The sequence below is a fragment of the Neisseria sp. 74A18 genome (genome assembly GCF_001308005.1).
Lineage (GTDB): Bacteria > Pseudomonadota > Gammaproteobacteria > Burkholderiales > Neisseriaceae > Neisseria > Neisseria dumasiana.
On the sequence record NZ_LGZA01000009.1, the window covers coordinates 55,243 to 72,719 of the forward strand.

Below are 17,477 nucleotides of genomic sequence, written 5' to 3' on the forward strand. Positions count from 1 at the left end.
ACAAGATGCACGTAAACGATTTGTATCCGGTTGTCCAAAACGTGTTGGGCGATAAAGCAAGCAAAGTCATCTTGGCTTTAGATGAAATTACCGTTGAATGCCAACCCGAGCACTACCTGAATATCATGACCACGCTGCGTGATCATGCCGACCTGCACTTCGAATCGTTGGTAGATTTATGCGGTGTCGATTACAGCACCTATAAAAACGAACCGTGGGAAGGCAAACGCTTTGCTGTAGTCAGCCAGTTGGTGTCAATAAAAAACAACCAACGCATCCGCGTACGCGTGTGGGCGGCAGATGACGATTTTCCTGTTGTTGATTCCGTTACCGATATCTACAACAGCGCCGATTGGTACGAACGCGAAGCCTTCGACCTGTTCGGTATTCTGTTTAACAACCACCCCGATTTGCGCCGCATTCTCACCGACTATGGTTTTGTCGGCCATCCTTTCCGCAAAGATTTCCCGATTTCCGGCTATGTAGAAATGCGCTACGACGAAGCCGAAAAACGCGTGATTTACCAACCCGTAACCATCGAGCCGCGCGAAATTACCCCGCGCATCGTCCGCGAGGAGAACTACGGTGGCTAATAAATTAAGAAACTACACCATCAACTTCGGCCCGCAGCACCCTGCCGCACACGGCGTATTGCGTATGATTTTGGAGCTGGAAGGCGAAACCATCGTCCGTGCCGACCCGCATATCGGCCTCCTGCACCGCGGTACCGAAAAACTGGCCGAAACCCGCACCTACCTGCAAGCCCTGCCTTATATGGACCGCTTGGACTACGTTTCCATGATGGTCAACGAGCAGGCGTATTGTTTGGCAGTAGAAAAGCTGACCGGAGTCGAAGTCCCTATCCGCGCCCAATACATCCGTGTGATGTTTGCCGAAGTAACCCGCATTCTGAACCACCTGATGGGTATCGGTTCCCATGCGCTCGATATCGGCGCGATGACTGTATTCCTCTATGCTTTCCGTGAGCGCGAAGAGTTGATGGACTTATACGAAGCCGTATCCGGTGCCCGTATGCACGCGGCTTATTTCCGCCCCGGTGGTGTATATCGCGATTTGCCCGACTTCATGCCTAAATACGAATCGAGCAAATTCCGCAATGCCAAAGTGCTGAAGAAACTCAACGAAGCCCGCGAAGGCACCATGCTCGATTTTATCGAAGCTTTCACCGAACGCTTCCCTTCTTGTGTAGACGAATACGAAAGCCTGCTCACCGACAACCGTATTTGGAAACAGCGTACCGTCGGCATCGGCGTGGTTTCGCCCGAACGCGCCCTGCAAAAAGGCTTTACCGGCGTGATGCTGCGCGGTTCGGGCATCGAATGGGATATCCGCAAAAAAGCCCCTTATGATGCCTATGCCAACGTTGATTTCGATATTCCCGTCGGCGTAAACGGCGACTGCTACGACCGCTACCTGTGCCGTATCAACGAAATGCGCGAATCCAACCGCATTATCAAACAGTGCGTGCAATGGCTCAAAGCCAACCCCGGCCCCGTGATTGTCGATAACCACAAAGTCGCTCCGCCCAAACGCACCGAAATGAAAATGGGTATGGAAGACTTGATTCACCACTTCAAACTGTTTACCGAAGGCATGCATGTGCCCGAAGGCGAAACCTATGCCGCAGTCGAGCACCCCAAAGGCGAGTTTGGCATTTATATGATTTCAGACGGCGCCAACAAACCTTACCGCCTGAAAATCCGTGCGCCCGGCTTTGCCCACCTGCAAGGCATGGACGAAATGGCACGCGGCCACATGTTGGCCGACGTGGTAGCCATCATCGGTACGCAAGACATCGTATTCGGAGAGGTAGACCGATAATGTTATCCGCAGAATCTTTAAAACTGATAGATGTTGAATTGGCCAAATACCCTGCCGACCAACGCCGTTCCGCCATCATGGGTGCATTACGCATTGCCCAAGAAGAAAAACGCTGGCTCACGCCCGAAACCATAGAGTTTGTGGCTGATTATGTCGGCATCGCACCGGCAGCCGCTTACGAAGTTGCCACTTTCTACAATATGTACGACCTCGCCCCCGTAGGCAAATACAAACTTACCGTATGCACCAACCTGCCCTGCGCCCTGCGCGGCGGTGTGAATGCGGCCGAATACCTGAAACAGAAACTCGGCATCGGCTTTGGCGAAACCACTTCAGACGGCCTCTATACCTTAATGGAAGGCGAGTGCATGGGCGCATGCGGCGATGCCCCTGTAATGCTGGTAAACAATCATAAAATGTGCAGCTTCATGACCGAAGAAGCGATTGAGCAAAAATTGGCGGAATTGCAGTAAGGGGGCTACCCGAAAGGCCGTCTGAAAAGAAAGGAAGCAGAAATGGAAGCAAAATGCTTGTGTGGTGCCGTATCCATAAAAGTTGAAGCTGAGCGCAAGCTGCATGCCTGCCATTGCGGAAAATGCCGTACTTGGGGTAGTGGGGCAAGTTTTACCTTGACGGCCAAAAAACCTGAAATCAGTGGCAGCGAACATATAGGCCGCTATCGCTCGTCCGAATGGGCGGAACGCTGTTTCTGCAAACAATGCGGCACGCACCTGTTTGTGCAGGTGGGCGACGATTATTACATCAATGCGGGATTATTTGCCGATAACGCCGATTTTGAGCTGGAAAGCCAAATTTTTATCGACTGCAAAGCACCGTATTACGATTTGGCCAACGATACGCCGAAACTGACCGAGCATGAGTTTTTAGCCATGATTGGCGCGGAGAAATAACGGGCAGCAAGCCGTAGGTCGGATTCTTGAATCCGACATCTTAAACAAAGTTGCAATTCGGAAAATGTCGGATTCAAGAATCCGACCTACACAACATTGAAGGCATTTGAATTCAATACGGCGAAACAGTTTAAACACTTTAAAAAATCCCTTTTCAGACGGCCTCAACAAGGCTACCTGAAAAGCCGTCTGAAAACCCTTCAGACAGGCATGTAAAAAATATCAGCGCATAACCGCATCAGGCGGTTGGGCGGCAAAACAAAAGATTGAAGAAGATTAACCGATTAGGGCTAAGCAAATGGCTATTTTCCAATCAGGCGTGATTTTTGAAAACGTCGATACCCGCAATCCCGACTGTTGGCACTTGGAAGCATACCAAGCGCGCGGCGGCTACCAAGCGCTGCGTAAAATCCTGACTGAAAACATGTCGCAAGACGACGTGATTGCCGAAGTTAAAACTTCGGGCTTGCGCGGGCGCGGCGGTGCGGGCTTCCCCACCGGTTTGAAATGGAGCTTTATGCCCCGTTCCTTCCCCGGAGCGAAATATGTCGTCTGCAACACCGACGAAGGCGAACCCGGCACATTCAAAGACCGCGATATCATCAACTTCAACCCCCATGCGTTGATCGAGGGCATGATTATTGCCGGATACGCAATGGGCGCGGAAGCGGGATACAACTATATTCACGGCGAAATCTTCGAAGGTTACCAGCGTTTTGAAGAAGCCCTGGCCGAAGCCCGCCAAGCGGGTTTCTTGGGTAAAAACATCATGGGAACGGATTTCAGCTTCGAGCTGTTTGCCGCCCACGGTTACGGCGCATATATCTGCGGCGAAGAAACCGCCTTGCTGGAGTCGCTCGAAGGCAAGAAAGGCCAACCGCGCTTCAAACCGCCGTTCCCCGCTTCATACGGCCTGTACGGAAAACCCACCACCATCAACAACACTGAAACCTTTGCTTCGGTGCCGTTCATTATCCGTGACGGCGGACAAACCTTTGCCGACAAAGGCATCGAAAATGCAGGTGGCACCAAGCTGTTTTCCATTTCCGGCCACGTTGAACGCCCCGGCAACTACGAAGTGCCGTTGGGTACGCCGTTTGCCAAACTGCTGGAAATGGCCGGCGGCATGAAAGACGGCAAAAAACTCAAAGCCGTGATCCCCGGCGGTTCGTCTGCGCCCGTATTGCCCGGCGAAGTAATGATGACCTTGAACATGGATTACGATTCCATCGCCAAAGCAGGTTCCATGCTCGGTTCGGGCGCGATTATCGTGATGGACGAAGACGTGTGCATGGTCAAAGCCCTCGAACGCTTGAGCTACTTCTACCACGAAGAATCCTGCGGCCAATGCACTCCCTGCCGCGAGGGTACCGGCTGGTTATACCGCGTGGTGCACCGCATTGCCGAAGGCAAAGGCCGCCCCGAAGATTTGGACTTGCTCGATTCGGTCGGCAACAATATGGCCGGCCGCACCATCTGCGCCTTGGCCGATGCCGCCGTATTCCCCGTGCGCAGCTTTACCAAGCATTTCCGCCATGAATTTGAACACTATATCGAGCATGGCAAACCGGCTAAAGAGCATAAGTGGTGTTAGTAAAAGCCGGCTGGTTGGAAAGTAGTGCCTTTTCAATAATAAGGTTGGTTTTTTTTCATTGATTGATTCAGTTTGGTTTTTATAAAACTTCAATGTGAAAATGTTGGTTGATTATAGTCAAAATATTTCTCTCGAATTGGTCTAATTGGCTGCTTAAATTTTAATTTGAGGATGAGATTGTGAAAAAAATAAAATTCTTTTCTAAGCAAACAGCTTGGGTTTTTACTGTATCTGTTGCTGTTTCAGCAGTGGTATTTGGCTTGGTGTCCGAGTCTAATCATCGGCAACAAATGGATTACGCAGATTTGGCGGATAAGGATTTGCTTTCACATCAACATAAAGTGGAGGTGTGGAAGGATCCCAATTGCGGTTGTTGTACTGAATGGGTTAAGCATATGGAGGATAACGGCTTCCAAGTGGTTGTACACAATACTGGTAATCGTGAAGCGAGAGATGAGTTAGGGATGCCGCAAAAATATGGGGCGTGCCATACAGCCAAAGTAGATGGTTATGTTATAGAAGGACATACACCTGCAACGGATATTCGCCGTTTGCTCAAAGAAAAACCAGAGGCTTTGGGTTTGGCAACACCTGGTATGCCGTTGGGTTCTCCTGGTATGGATGGAGAAATGTATCAAAATCGGAAGCATCCTTATGATGTGTTATTGGTCGCTAAAAACGGGAGTAATCAAATTTATCAATCTTACTAATATGTAAGAGAAGGTTGGGTTATTAATTCCAGTAAGAGTAGGTTGGGTTGTAAAACCCAACACAAATATCAGGCCGTCTGAAACATTGGGTTTAAAACCCAATCTACTTACATGATTGATTCCCTTTCAATCAGGCAGAATTTGCCTTGAAGCTTTAAAAAACTAATTAATGAAGTCGGAATTGAAAAACAGGCTACCTGAAACACAGTCAAAAATAAAATGCCTGTCTGAAAACTTGGTAAACGTATACAACAAATAAAAAAACAGTATTTCAGACGGCCTCATTTAAATTTTTAATAAAACCGTAACTAGGAAACACACCATGTTACAAATTGAAATCGACGGTAAACAGATTGCAGTCAAGCAGGGTGCGACCGTAATGGAAGCGGCGCACGAGCTGGGCACTTATATCCCGCATTTCTGCTACCACAAAAAATTATCCATTGCCGCCAACTGCCGCATGTGCTTGGTGGAGGTGGAAAAAGCCCCCAAACCCCTGCCTGCCTGTGCCACGCCGGTAACAGACGGCATGGTGGTGCATACCCATTCCGCCAAGGCCAAGCAGGCTCAGGAAGGCGTGATGGAATTTCTGCTCATCAACCACCCGCTGGATTGCCCGATTTGCGACCAGGGCGGTGAGTGTCAGTTGCAGGATTTGGCCGTGGGTTACGGTAAATCGTCGAGCCGTTATCAAGAAGAAAAACGCTCGGTTGTACCCAAAGATATGGGGCCGTTGGTGTCGGCGGAAGAAATGAGCCGCTGTATCCACTGTACCCGCTGTGTGCGCTTTACCGAAGAGATTGCCGGTTTGCAGGAAATCGCTATGGCCAATCGCGGCGAGTTTTCCGAAATCATGCCGTTTATCGGCAAAGCGGTGGAAACCGAATTGTCCGGCAACGTGATTGATTTGTGTCCGGTGGGTGCCTTAACCAGCAAACCGTTCCGCTACGATGCCCGCTCTTGGGAATTGAGCCGCCGCAAAACCATTTCCGCGCATGATGCTTTGGGCAGCAATTTAATTGTGCAAACCAAAGACCACACCGTACGCCGCGTGTTGCCGTTGGAAAACGAAGCCGTGAACGAATGCTGGATTTCCGACCGCGACCGCTTCGCCTACGAAGGCCTGTATCACGAAAGCCGTCTGAAAACCCCGAAAATCAAACACGGCGGCCAATGGCATGAAGTGGATTGGCAAACCGCGCTCGAATATGTGCGTAAAACCTTAGATTGCATTCAAAAAGAAGACGGCCAAGATGCGGTAGGTATTTGGGCCAACCCGATGAATACCGTTGAAGAACTGTATTTGGCCAAAAAACTTTCAGACGGCCTCAATATCAAGCATTTCGACACACGCCTGATGCAGCAAGACAGCCGCCTTGCGGGCAGCTTGAAAGGTGCGCAATGGCTGGGCCAAAGCATTGAAAGTTTGGGCAATGCCGATGCCGTGCTGGTTGTGGGCGCGAATCTGCGCAAAGAACAACCGCTGCTGACTGCCCGTTTGCGCCGTGCCGCCAAGTCTTATATGGCTCTGAGCATCATGGCGAGCAGCAAAGAAGAATTGCACATGCCTTTGTTGGCACAAGAAGCTGTACATCCGAACGAATGGGCAGGCCGTCTGAAAAATATGGCGCAAGACCTTGAAAACGCTGTTTCAGGTAGCCTGAAAAATGCCGAAAAAGCGGCAATCGTGTTGGGTGCCGAAGTGCAAAACCACCCTGATTATGCGGCGATTTATGCTGCCGCTCAGGAATTGGCCGATGCCACCGGTGCGGTTTTGGGTGTTCTGCCACAAGCCGCCAACAGTGTGGGTGCGGATGTGTTGGGCGTGAACTGCGGCAACAGCATTCAAGAAATGTTGGCGCAACCGAAAAAAGCCGTGTTGCTGCTGAATGTTGAACCTGAAATCGACGTTGCGAACGGCGGTAAAGCGGTCGCTGCATTGAAGCAAGCCCAAAGCGTGATGGCATTTACGCCGTTTGAAAGCGAAACCTTGCGCGAAGTGTGCGATGTGATGTTGCCGATTGCGCCGTTTGCCGAAACATCGGGCAGCTTCATCAGCATGGAAGGCCGTCTGCAATCGTTCCACGGTGTGGTAAAAGGCTTTGCCGATTCGCGTCCGTTGTGGAAAGTTTTGCGTGTGCTGGGCAATGTGTTCGAGCTGGAAGGCTTCGAATACGACAGCAGCGAGCAGGTGTTGAGAGAAGCGGTAAACAAAGAAAGCCTGCCTGAAAAATTGAACAACCGCAGCACTTGGCAAGGCGAAGCCGTTCAGACGGCCTCAGGTTTGGTGCGCGTAGGCGGTGTGGGCATCTACCATACCGATGCGATTGTGCGCCGCTCCGCTCCGTTGCAAGCGACTTCACATGCACAAGTGCCTGCCGCCCGTGTTCATCCGAACACCTTGGCTGCTTTTGGTTTGCAAGACGGCGAGGCCGTGCAGGCAGGGCAGGGCAGCGCAGCGGTTGGTGTGCGTGTAAGCGCCGATGCGGGCTTGCCTGAAAATGTTGTGTATCTGCCGCTGCATTCTGAAAATGCTGCGTCGGGTGCGTTGATGAACACTATCGAACTGACGCGGGGTTAATCATGCAGGAATGGTTCCAAGCCTTGTTGGGTAATGAGATCGGCTTAATCGTTTCGATTGTGCTGAAAATCGTGATTATCTTGATCCCGTTGATTTTGACGGTGGCTTATCTTACCTACTTCGAGCGTAAGGTAATCGGCTATATGCAGCTGCGCGTCGGCCCGAACGTAACCGGCCCGTTTGGTTTGATTCAGCCGTTTGCCGACGTGTTGAAGTTGCTGTTTAAAGAAGTTACCCGTCCAAAATTGTCAAATAAAGCTTTGTTCTACATCGGCCCTATGATGTCGCTGATGCCTGCGTTTGCAGCTTGGGCGGTGATTCCGTTTTCCGATGAATGGCTGCTGACCAATGTGGATGCGGGTTTGCTGTATATTCTGATGATTACTTCTCTGTCCGTATATGGTGTGATTATTGCGGGTTGGGCTTCCAACTCCAAATATTCGTTCTTAGGTGCCATGCGTTCTTCAGCCCAAACCATTTCTTACGAAATTGCCATGGGTGCGGCATTGGTGTGTGTGGTAATGGTTTCGGGTAGCATGAATTTCAAAGAAATTGTTGCCAGCCAAGCCCAAGGCATTGCCGGCGGTTCGATTTTCTCTTGGAACTGGTTTGCTTTGTTCCCTGTATTCATCGTGTATCTGATTTCCGCCGTAGCCGAAACCAACCGTGCACCGTTCGACGTTGCCGAAGGCGAGTCGGAAATCGTGGCCGGTTTCCATGTGGAGTATTCGGGCTTTGCATTTGCCCTGTTCTTCCTTGCCGAATATATTTTCATGATTCTGATCGGTGCGCTTACCGCCATCATGTTCTTAGGCGGTTGGCTGTCTCCGTTCCCGCAAAGCTGGGGCATTATCGGTACGCCGAGCGCATTTTGGATGTTCTTGAAAATGGCCTTTATCCTTTACGGCTATTTGTGGATTCGTGCCACTTTCCCGCGCTACCGTTACGACCAAATTATGCGTTTGGGCTGGAAAGTGCTGATTCCGGTAACTTTTGTGTGCATCGTATTGCTCGGCTTGTGGATGATTTCGCCCTTGAGTTTGTGGAAATGAGGGAGAGAGTGAATTATGGCTAATTTAGTAAAAACCTTCCTGCTCGGCGAATTGGTAAAAGGCATGGGCGTTACGCTCAAAAACTTTTTCGCCCGCAAAGAAACGATTATGTTCCCCGAAGAAAAAACGCCGCAGTCGGTGCGTTTTCGCGGCCTGCATGCCCAGCGTCGCTATCCGAACGGGGAAGAACGCTGCATTGCCTGCAAACTGTGTGAAGCGGTTTGCCCGGCAATGGCGATTAATATCGAAAGTGAACAACGCGAAGACGGCAGCCGCCGTACTACCCGTTACGATATCGATTTGACCAAGTGCATTTTTTGCGGCTTTTGCGAAGAAGCCTGCCCGACCGATGCCATTGTGGAAACCCATATTCTCGAATACCACGGTGAGAAGCGCGGCGATTTGCACTACACCAAACCCATGTTGCTGGCGATTGGCGACAAATACGAAGCCGAAATCGCCAAACGCAAAGCTGCCGATGCACCCTACCGCTAAAGGAACAGAACCATGACTTTTTCTCTGATTATGTTCTACATATTGGCGGCCATTATCCTATTCGGTGCGGTAAAAACCGTTACCGCCAAAAACCCGGTGCACGCTTCTTTGTATTTGGTGCTTACTTTCTGTATGTCGGCAATGATGTGGATGCTGATGCAGGCCGAATTTTTGGGCATTACCTTGGTAGTGGTATATGTGGGTGCAGTAATGGTGCTGTTCCTGTTTGTGGTGATGATGTTGAACATCGACATCGAAGAAATGCGTGCGGGCTTTTGGCGCAATGCCCCCGTGGCATTTACCGTAGGCGTGTTGATGGCAGTGGCGCTTATTTTGATTTTGGTTGCGCCTGATACCAATTTGGCCGCCTTCGGCCCCATGAAAGATATTCCCGCCGATTACAGCAACGTGCGCGATTTGGGCAGCCAAATTTACACCACTTATTTGCTGCCGTTCGAATTGGCTGCGGTGCTGTTGGTGCTGGGCATGGTGGCAGCGATTGCGTTGGTACACCGCAAAACGGTTAACCCCAAATATATTAATCCTGCCGATCAAGTGAAAGTGAATGCCAAAGAAGGCCGTATGCGTATGGTGAAAATGGAAGCTGTGGTGCATAAGCCCGCACAGCCTGAAACAGATTCAGACGGCCAGGCAGAGGAGGGCAAAGCATGATTACGATTACGCATTATTTGGTGCTCGCCGCCTTGCTGTTCGGCATCAGTGCGATGGGTATCTTTATGAACCGCAAAAACGTGTTGGTATTGTTGATGTCGATCGAGTTGATGCTGTTGGCAGTGAATTTTAACTTTATCGCGTTTTCACAATACCTTGGCGATACCGCGGGGCAGATTTTCGTGTTCTTCGTGCTAACTGTTGCAGCAGCCGAGTCTGCCATCGGTTTGGCGATTATGGTATTGGTATTCCGTAACCGCAACACGATTAATGTAGCGGATTTGAACAGTTTGAAGGGTTAATCGGGAGAGATAAGAAAAATGAACGATATGAGCTTATATCTGGCGATTGCTCTGATTCCGCTGGCAGGTTCTCTGCTGGCCGGTTTGTTCGGCAATAAAATCGGCCGTGCCGGTGCGCACACGGTAACCATTTTAGGCGTAGCCGTTTCCGCCGTATTATCGGCTTATGTGTTGTGGGGCTTTATTAACGGCTCGCGCACCAAATTCGATGAAAATGTATACACATGGTTAACCATGGGCGGGATAGATTTTTCTGTCGGATTTTTAGTAGACACTTTAACAGCCATGATGATGGTGGTGGTAACCAGCGTTTCTTTAATGGTGCATATCTATACCATCGGTTATATGCACGACGAGAAAGTAGGCTACCAACGCTTCTTCAGTTATATCTCGCTGTTTACGTTCAGCATGTTGATGCTGGTGATGAGCAATAACTTCATTCAGTTGTTTTTCGGTTGGGAAGCCGTAGGTTTGGTTTCTTATTTGCTCATCGGTTTTTATTTCAAACGTGAAAGCGCGATTTTTGCAAACTTGAAGGCTTTTTTGGTTAACCGCGTAGGTGACTTCGGTTTCATCTTAGGTATCGGTTTGGTATTGGCTTATTTCGGCGGCAGCTTGCGTTATGCCGATGTGTTTGCTTATTTGCCAAATGTAGTAGGCATGCAGATTTTCGGTTGGGACTTGATTACCGTAACCTGCCTGCTGTTATTTGTGGGTGCGATGGGTAAATCTGCCCAGTTCCCGCTGCATGTTTGGCTGCCCGATTCGATGGAAGGTCCGACACCTATTTCTGCATTGATTCATGCGGCAACCATGGTAACGGCCGGTTTGTTTATGGTATCGCGCATGTCGCCGATTTATGAATTGTCTACTACGGCACTTTCGGTGATTATGGTAATCGGTGCGATTACTGCGCTCTTTATGGGCTTTCTCGGTACGATCCAAAACGATATTAAACGCGTGGTGGCTTATTCTACCTTGTCTCAATTAGGTTATATGACTGTGGCCTTGGGCGTGTCTGCCTACTCAATCGCCATGTTCCATGTGATGACCCATGCTTTCTTCAAAGCATTGCTGTTCTTAGCAGCGGGTAGTGCCATTATCGGTATGCATCACGACCAAGATATGCGCCATATGGGCAATCTGAAAAAATACATGCCGATTACCTGGATCACTATGTTGATTGGTAACTTGTCTCTTATCGGCACGCCGCTGTTTTCAGGTTTCTATTCGAAAGATTCGATTATTGAAGCTGTGCATTTTAGCGATCTGCCCGGTAGCGGCTTTGCTTACTTTGCCGTGCTCGCCAGCGTATTCGTTACAGCTTTTTATGCATTCCGCCAATACTTTATGGTTTTCCACGGTAAAGAAAAGTGGCGTGAAATCCATCATGAACACCATTCAGACGGCCACGATGAAGAACATCACCACGGCTTGGGTAAAAACGACAATCCGCATGAAAGCCCTTGGGTGGTTACTTTGCCGCTGATTTTGTTGGCTATTCCGTCGGTAATCATCGGCTATATTGCCATCGAACCTATGTTATACGGCGATTTCTTCAAAGATGTGATTTATGTCAACCATGAAGCGCATCCGGTTATGGCGCAAATGAAAGAAGCATTCCACGGCCCCTTGGCTATGGTTTCACACAGTTTGCATACCCCTGTGTTATATCTTGCCATTGCAGGCGTGGTTACCGCATGGGTGTTGTATGTGAAAGCACCGCATCTGCCGGTGAAAATCGCTTCTGCATTTAGCCCGATCTATAAACTTTTGGATAATAAATACTATTTAGATACGATTTACTACAACGTATTTGCCAAAGGCAGCCGTGCATTGGGCAACTTTTTTTGGAAGGTTGGTGACACAGCCATTATCGATAATGGGTTGGTGAACGGCTCGGCCAAGTTGGTTGGTGCCATTGCCTCTCAAGTCCGTAAGATGCAAACCGGCTTTATTTACACTTATGCTGCCTTTATGGTAACGGGTGTGCTGGTGCTGGTAGTGGCGTTTTTCTGGGGCCTATGGTTTAAATAAGGCCGTCTGAAAAAGCTTTCTTCATGAAAAACAGCAATACGGAAAAGATTTAGATTTACCCGAATAACAAAAACTTTATTTTGATAAACCACAGGCTATGACTATGTTTTTCAACAACCTACTCAGCTTGGCAATATGGGTGCCGATTATCGCCGGTGTGCTGGTGTTGGCTACGGGCTCGGATAATCGTGCCCCGCTTGCACGCGTACTTGCCTTTATCGGAGCACTGGCCGGATTTTTGGTAACGCTGCCATTGTTCACGCAATTCGATCGCTTAAGCGGCGGTTATCAGTTCCAAGAGTTCTACCAATGGATTCCTGCGCTAAACATTCATTATGCGTTAGGCGTGGACGGCATTTCAGTATTGTTTATCATCTTGAATGCCTTTATTACTCTGATGGTAGTGCTGGCCGGTTGGGAGGTTATTCAAAAGCGTGCCGCACAATATATGGCTGCTTTCCTGATTATGTCGGGTTTGATCAATGGTGCTTTTGCCGCTCAAGATGCCATTCTGTTTTATGTATTCTTCGAAGGCATGCTGATTCCGCTTTACCTGATCATCGGTATGTGGGGTGGGCCTCGCCGTGTATACGCTTCTGTTAAGCTGTTTCTCTATACACTGATGGGCTCCCTGTTGATGTTGGTGGCTCTGGTTTATCTTTCTTATCAAACAGGCGGCAGTTTCTCGATTGTCGATTTCCAAAATCTGAAGCAGATTCCTTTGGGCGTCCAACAGCTTTTGTTTATCGCATTCTTTCTGTCGTTTGCCGTTAAAGTACCGATGTGGCCTGTGCATACATGGTTGCCTGATGCCCACGTTGAAGCACCTACGGGCGGTTCGATGGTATTGGCTGCCATTACTTTGAAAGTTGGGGCATACGGTTTCCTGCGTTTTATTTTGCCGATTCTGCCTGATGCATCACGTTACTTTGCTCCTGCCGTAGTGGTGTTGAGCCTGATTGCCGTGATTTATATCGGCATGGTGGCATTGGTGCAGACTGATATGAAAAAACTGGTTGCTTATTCTTCTATCAGTCATATGGGTTTCGTCACACTGGGTTTGTTTGCTTTTGCAGGTTTATTTAGTGGCGGTGATTACGGCCAATTGAATGATTGGGCGCTTAAAGGTGCCATTATCCAAATGATTTCACACGGTTTTGTTTCTGCCGCGATGTTTATGTGCATCGGCGTCATGTACGACAGGCTGCACAGCCGCAATATTGCCGATTATGGCGGTGTGGTGAATGTTATGCCTAAGTTTGCCGCCTTTATGATGTTGTTTGGTATGGCTAATGCCGGTTTGCCCGCCACCTCGGGTTTTGTAGGCGAGTTTATGGTTATCATGGGGGCGGTAGAAGTGAACTTGTGGGTTGGTGCACTCGCTGCTATTACCCTGATTTACGGTGCTTCTTATACTTTGTGGATGTATAAACGCGTTATTTTCGGAGAGATTAAAAATCCCGAAGTAAAAGAGATGAAAGATGTAAATTGCCGCGAATTTGCTATTTTAGCCATACTCGCGTTTGCTGTTTTGGGTATGGGTTTGTGGCCGGAGCCGTTTATTGCGGTGATCCATCAGGCTGCCAATGATTTGATTGTACAAGTAGCGCAAAGCAAAATTTGAGGTGTGTGAATGAACTGGACAGATTTGAATTTAATTCCCGCCATGCCTGAAATCGTTTTGCTTTCGGCATTAGGTATTGTGTTATTGGTTGATTTATGGCTGAAAGATGAAAACCGCTATATTACTCATTTGCTGAGTTTGGTTTCTTTGGTGGCCGTGGCAGTAACACAATGGTTGGTTTGGGCGCCGGGCAGCGTCGCTACTTTCAGCGGTATGTATATTGCCGACGGTATGTCGCAGTTATCTAAAATGGTAATGTATGCGGCGTTATTCGGATTGTTTGTATACAGTAAGCCGTACAACGAATCGAGAAACATTTTCAAAGGTGAATTCTATACCTTGTCGCTTTTCGGTTTGATTGGTATGAGCGTGATGGTAAGTGCAGGACATTTTCTGACCGCTTATATCGGCTTGGAGCTGTTGTCACTTTCTCTTTATGCCATGATTGCTTTGCGCCGTGATTCGGCCAAAGCAGCCGAAGCTGCCTTGAAATATTTTGTTTTGGGTGCGTTGGCTTCGGGTTTGTTGCTTTACGGTATTTCTATGGTATACGGAGCAACCGGTTCTTTGGAATTTGCGGCCATTCAGGAATATGCACGTCAAGGTAACGCACACGGCTGGTTACTGAAATTAGGTGTGATTTTCATCGTAGTAGCGGTTGCATTTAAGTTGGGTGCAGTACCTTTTCACATGTGGGTGCCCGATGTGTATCAAGGTGCACCTACTTCGGTTGCCACTTTTATCGGTACCGTGCCTAAAATTGCCGCAGTCATTTTTGCGTTCCGCATTTTGGTTTCAGGGTTGAATACCGAAAGTGCCGATTGGTCGAAAATGCTGGCTATTTTGGCCGTAGCTTCGTTGGTGCTGGGTAATCTGGCTGCTATTATGCAAACCAATATCAAACGTATGTTTGCCTATTCGACCATTTCGCATATGGGCTTTATTCTGCTCGCTTTTTTAGCAGGAGCCTTGGGCTTCACTGCCGGTTTGTATTACGCCATTACTTATGTGGTGATGGGTATGGTAGGTTTCGGTGTCTTGATGTTGTTGTCTAACGAATCGTTTGAGTGTGAAGAAGTAAGCGATTTGGCGGGTTTGAACCAGCGTAACGCTTGGTATGCTTTCCTGATGCTGTTGGCTATGTTCTCTATGGCAGGCATCCCTCCGCTGATGGGCTTTTATGCAAAATTTGCTGTGATTAAGGCTCTGCTTTCCGAGGGCTATGTATGGCTGTCGGTATTTGCGGTTATCATGAGTTTGATTGGTGCTTTCTATTACCTGCGGGTGGTAAAAGTTATGTATTTTGATCCTGCCGGCAGCGACCACCCTATCGGCAGCAATGTGGCAACGAAAGTGTTTTTGTCTATTAATGCAGCGCTGTTGCTGGTATGGGGTGTTATGCCGCAAAGCGTTATGGATTGGTGCTTAAAAGCATTGCAAAATACTCTTTGATCAATATATTAAGCGCAGAGACATCAACGGCAGCCCCGAAAGCTGCCGTTTTTGTTAATATGCCGGATTCGGATAAATGTTCAGACGGCCGTCTGAAAATATTAAGGTGTATCATGACCTCATCAATGTATATATTGCTGCTGTTGGCTTTTATTTTTGCCAATGCACCGTTTCTGACCCAGCGTTTGCTGGGCGTATTCAAGCTAAAACGCAAGCATATCGGACATCATTTATTTGAATTGTTTATCGGGTTCGGTATTACAGCCGCCTTGGCGTATGTGCTCGAATCACGGGCAGGCGTTGTTCATAATCAAGATTGGGAATTTTACGCCGTGGTGATTTGCCTGTATCTGATTTTTGCCTTTCCTGCTTTTGTTTGGCGTTACTTTTGGCACGGACGGAATAGGGAATAGGCCGTCTGAAAAACCGGCTGCTTGATATTTTATATTTGGATGAAAACTTACTATGCGTGTAGAAAATATATCCCATGCCTGTTTGATTGTTGTAAAAGTAGGCTCGAGTTTGGTTACGGCCGAAGGAAAAGGCATAGATCAAAATGCACTTAATCAATGGGCCGATCAGATCACTACCTTAATGAAAAAAGGTGTCGATGTAGTGTTTGTATCCAGCGGAGCGATTGCAGAAGGCATTAAGCGTTTGGGTTGGCCGAAACGTCCTACCGCATTAAACGAATTGCAGGCCGCCGCCGCAGTAGGTCAAATGGGCATCGCGCAAGCTTACGAAACCGCGTTTCGGCCGCATCAGGTGCACACCGCGCAAATTTTGCTGACACATGAAGATTTAAGCAACCGCACCCGTTATCTCAATGCCCGCAGCACATTGCGTACTCTGCTTGAAAAAGGCATTGTGCCGATTATTAACGAAAACGATACGGTTACCACCGACGAAATCAAGCTGGGGGACAACGATACTTTAGGAGCATTGGTGGCCAATCTTGTTGATGCCGATGCCTTAATTATTCTCACCGACCAACAAGGCTTATATGACAGCGATCCCCGCAAAAATCCTCAGGCGCAGTTTATCCGCAGCATTTCGGCCGAGCACCCCGAATTAGAAAAAATGGCAGGCGGTGCAGGAAGCGGGGTCGGCACCGGCGGTATGTACACCAAAGTGCTGGCAGCAAAACGTGCAGCCTTGAGCGGAGCGGCAACGGTAGTGGCTTCAGGGCGGGAACCGGAAGTTTTGATTCGTTTGCTCGAAGGAGAAAGCATCGGTACATTGTTTTTCAGCAGCCACAGCCGAGTGGCGGCCCGTAAACAATGGTTGCTGGGGCATGTTCAGCAGGCAGGAAAAATTACAGTGGACGACGGAGCAGCCAAAGCACTAACCGAAGGGCGCCGCAGCTTATTACCGGTGGGTTGCCTACGGGTAGATGGTCATTTCCATCGCGGGGAGTTGGTTGCGGTATTGAATACCGAAGGTAAAGAAATAGCTAGAGGTTTGGTCAATTACAGCAGCGGTGAGATTGCTAAAATTTTACGCACGCCGTCTGAACAGATTATTGCCAAACTCGGTTATATAAATGAAGAAGAGTTGATACACAGAGATAATATGGCTCTGCATTGGTAGTTTTGAAAAATATAGTCAATCAACTTAACTTTTACTGCTGCGTTGTTGCGCGCCTACTGCCTGTATTGCCTTCGGCTTGCTGCCTTGTATTACAAATAAGTTGATTGAGGATAGGCAGTGCGATTGGAAGTGCCGAGAAAGAGCGGTTTTGTTGGCTGATGGTCAGCGATCAAGCTAGCCTAGCAGTACTTAATATTTTCTCTCACTTGTGCCGTATTTTATTTTTCGGCACGGTTAAATTATTAAGAGGCCAGCGGATTCAAATTTGAAGTGCAACTTTCCACAACAGAAAAAGGCCAGTATGCGGTAGCATACGGCCTTTCCTGCAAGAAAGATTGCATATGAGCTACACACAACTGACCCAAGACGAACGATACCACATCCAATACCTGTCCCGCCACCACAGCATCAGCGAAATCGCCAAACGGCTTAACCGCCATAAAAGCACCATCAGCCGCGAAATCAAACGGCACTGCCCGCAAGGGCAGCAATACAGTGCCGAAAAAGCCCGACAGCAAAGCCGGCTTACCAAGCAGCGCAAAAGAAAGCCCTATAAGCTCCATTCGCAGCTGATCCAACACATCGCTACCCTCATCCGCCGCAAACTCAGCCCCG

17 protein-coding genes are annotated in these 17,477 nt (G+C 48.7%); all 17 read left to right on the forward strand.

Annotation, left to right across the window (positions count from 1 at the left end; translation table 11 throughout):
- Positions 1 to 5 precede the first annotated feature (5 nt).
- Entirely contained in the window at positions 6 to 593 is a 588-nt protein-coding gene (locus tag AKG43_RS04680; protein ID WP_054599409.1) for an NADH-quinone oxidoreductase subunit C, read from the forward strand.
- Complete coding sequence (nuoD, locus tag AKG43_RS04685) at positions 586 to 1,842, forward strand: NADH dehydrogenase (quinone) subunit D (protein ID WP_054599410.1); 1,257 nt, start codon at positions 586 to 588, stop codon at positions 1,840 to 1,842. Before AKG43_RS04680 ends, nuoD begins: the two co-directional genes overlap by 8 nt.
- Positions 1,842 to 2,315: an NADH-quinone oxidoreductase subunit NuoE gene (gene nuoE / locus AKG43_RS04690; protein ID WP_054599411.1), complete on the forward strand. Its 474-nt coding sequence runs from the start codon at positions 1,842 to 1,844 to the stop codon at positions 2,313 to 2,315. Before nuoD ends, nuoE begins: the two co-directional genes overlap by 1 nt.
- A gap of 42 nt (positions 2,316 to 2,357) precedes the next feature.
- A complete protein-coding gene (locus tag AKG43_RS04695; protein WP_054599412.1) occupies positions 2,358 to 2,753 on the forward strand; it encodes a GFA family protein in 396 nt (131 codons plus the stop codon).
- Positions 2,754 to 3,051: 298 nt separating this feature from the next.
- Positions 3,052 to 4,347: an NADH-quinone oxidoreductase subunit NuoF gene (nuoF, locus tag AKG43_RS04700; protein ID WP_009119547.1), complete on the forward strand. Its 1,296-nt coding sequence runs from the start codon at positions 3,052 to 3,054 to the stop codon at positions 4,345 to 4,347.
- A gap of 179 nt (positions 4,348 to 4,526) precedes the next feature.
- Entirely contained in the window at positions 4,527 to 5,057 is a 531-nt protein-coding gene (locus AKG43_RS04705) for a DUF411 domain-containing protein (RefSeq protein WP_009115723.1), read from the forward strand.
- Positions 5,058 to 5,379: 322 nt separating this feature from the next.
- A complete protein-coding gene (gene nuoG, locus AKG43_RS04710) occupies positions 5,380 to 7,638 on the forward strand; it encodes an NADH-quinone oxidoreductase subunit NuoG (protein ID WP_054599413.1) in 2,259 nt (752 codons plus the stop codon).
- Between the two features lie 2 nt (positions 7,639 to 7,640).
- Positions 7,641 to 8,690 (forward strand): NADH-quinone oxidoreductase subunit NuoH, encoded by a 1,050-nt coding sequence (nuoH, locus tag AKG43_RS04715; RefSeq protein ID WP_009119545.1) that lies wholly within the window; start codon positions 7,641 to 7,643, stop codon positions 8,688 to 8,690.
- Positions 8,691 to 8,705: 15 nt separating this feature from the next.
- Entirely contained in the window at positions 8,706 to 9,185 is a 480-nt protein-coding gene (nuoI, locus tag AKG43_RS04720; RefSeq protein ID WP_009115726.1) for an NADH-quinone oxidoreductase subunit NuoI, read from the forward strand.
- A 12-nt stretch (positions 9,186 to 9,197) separates the two neighbouring features.
- Entirely contained in the window at positions 9,198 to 9,857 is a 660-nt protein-coding gene (locus tag AKG43_RS04725) for an NADH-quinone oxidoreductase subunit J (RefSeq protein WP_009119544.1), read from the forward strand.
- The gene (nuoK, locus tag AKG43_RS04730) at positions 9,854 to 10,159 is read left to right on the forward strand and encodes an NADH-quinone oxidoreductase subunit NuoK (protein ID WP_009115728.1); all 306 of its coding nucleotides are present in this window, start codon (positions 9,854 to 9,856) and stop codon (positions 10,157 to 10,159) included. Before AKG43_RS04725 ends, nuoK begins: the two co-directional genes overlap by 4 nt.
- A gap of 18 nt (positions 10,160 to 10,177) precedes the next feature.
- Positions 10,178 to 12,196 carry an NADH-quinone oxidoreductase subunit L gene (nuoL, locus tag AKG43_RS04735; protein WP_054599414.1) on the forward strand — a complete coding sequence of 673 codons (2,019 nt, stop codon included), beginning with the start codon at positions 10,178 to 10,180 and terminating at the stop codon, positions 12,194 to 12,196.
- A gap of 103 nt (positions 12,197 to 12,299) precedes the next feature.
- Positions 12,300 to 13,820: an NADH-quinone oxidoreductase subunit M gene (locus tag AKG43_RS04740; protein ID WP_054599415.1), complete on the forward strand. Its 1,521-nt coding sequence runs from the start codon at positions 12,300 to 12,302 to the stop codon at positions 13,818 to 13,820.
- 9 nt (positions 13,821 to 13,829) lie between these two features.
- Positions 13,830 to 15,272 (forward strand): NADH-quinone oxidoreductase subunit NuoN, encoded by a 1,443-nt coding sequence (gene nuoN / locus AKG43_RS04745; RefSeq protein WP_054599416.1) that lies wholly within the window; start codon positions 13,830 to 13,832, stop codon positions 15,270 to 15,272.
- 113 nt (positions 15,273 to 15,385) lie between these two features.
- Positions 15,386 to 15,685, forward strand: a complete 300-nt coding sequence (locus AKG43_RS04750) for a DUF2818 family protein (RefSeq protein WP_054599417.1) — start codon at positions 15,386 to 15,388, stop codon at positions 15,683 to 15,685.
- A 52-nt stretch (positions 15,686 to 15,737) separates the two neighbouring features.
- Positions 15,738 to 16,862: a glutamate 5-kinase gene (gene proB / locus AKG43_RS04755; protein ID WP_054599418.1), complete on the forward strand. Its 1,125-nt coding sequence runs from the start codon at positions 15,738 to 15,740 to the stop codon at positions 16,860 to 16,862.
- 341 nt (positions 16,863 to 17,203) lie between these two features.
- A partial coding sequence (locus AKG43_RS04760) for a helix-turn-helix domain-containing protein (protein WP_156300620.1) occupies positions 17,204 to 17,477 on the forward strand: 274 nt, incomplete at its 3' end.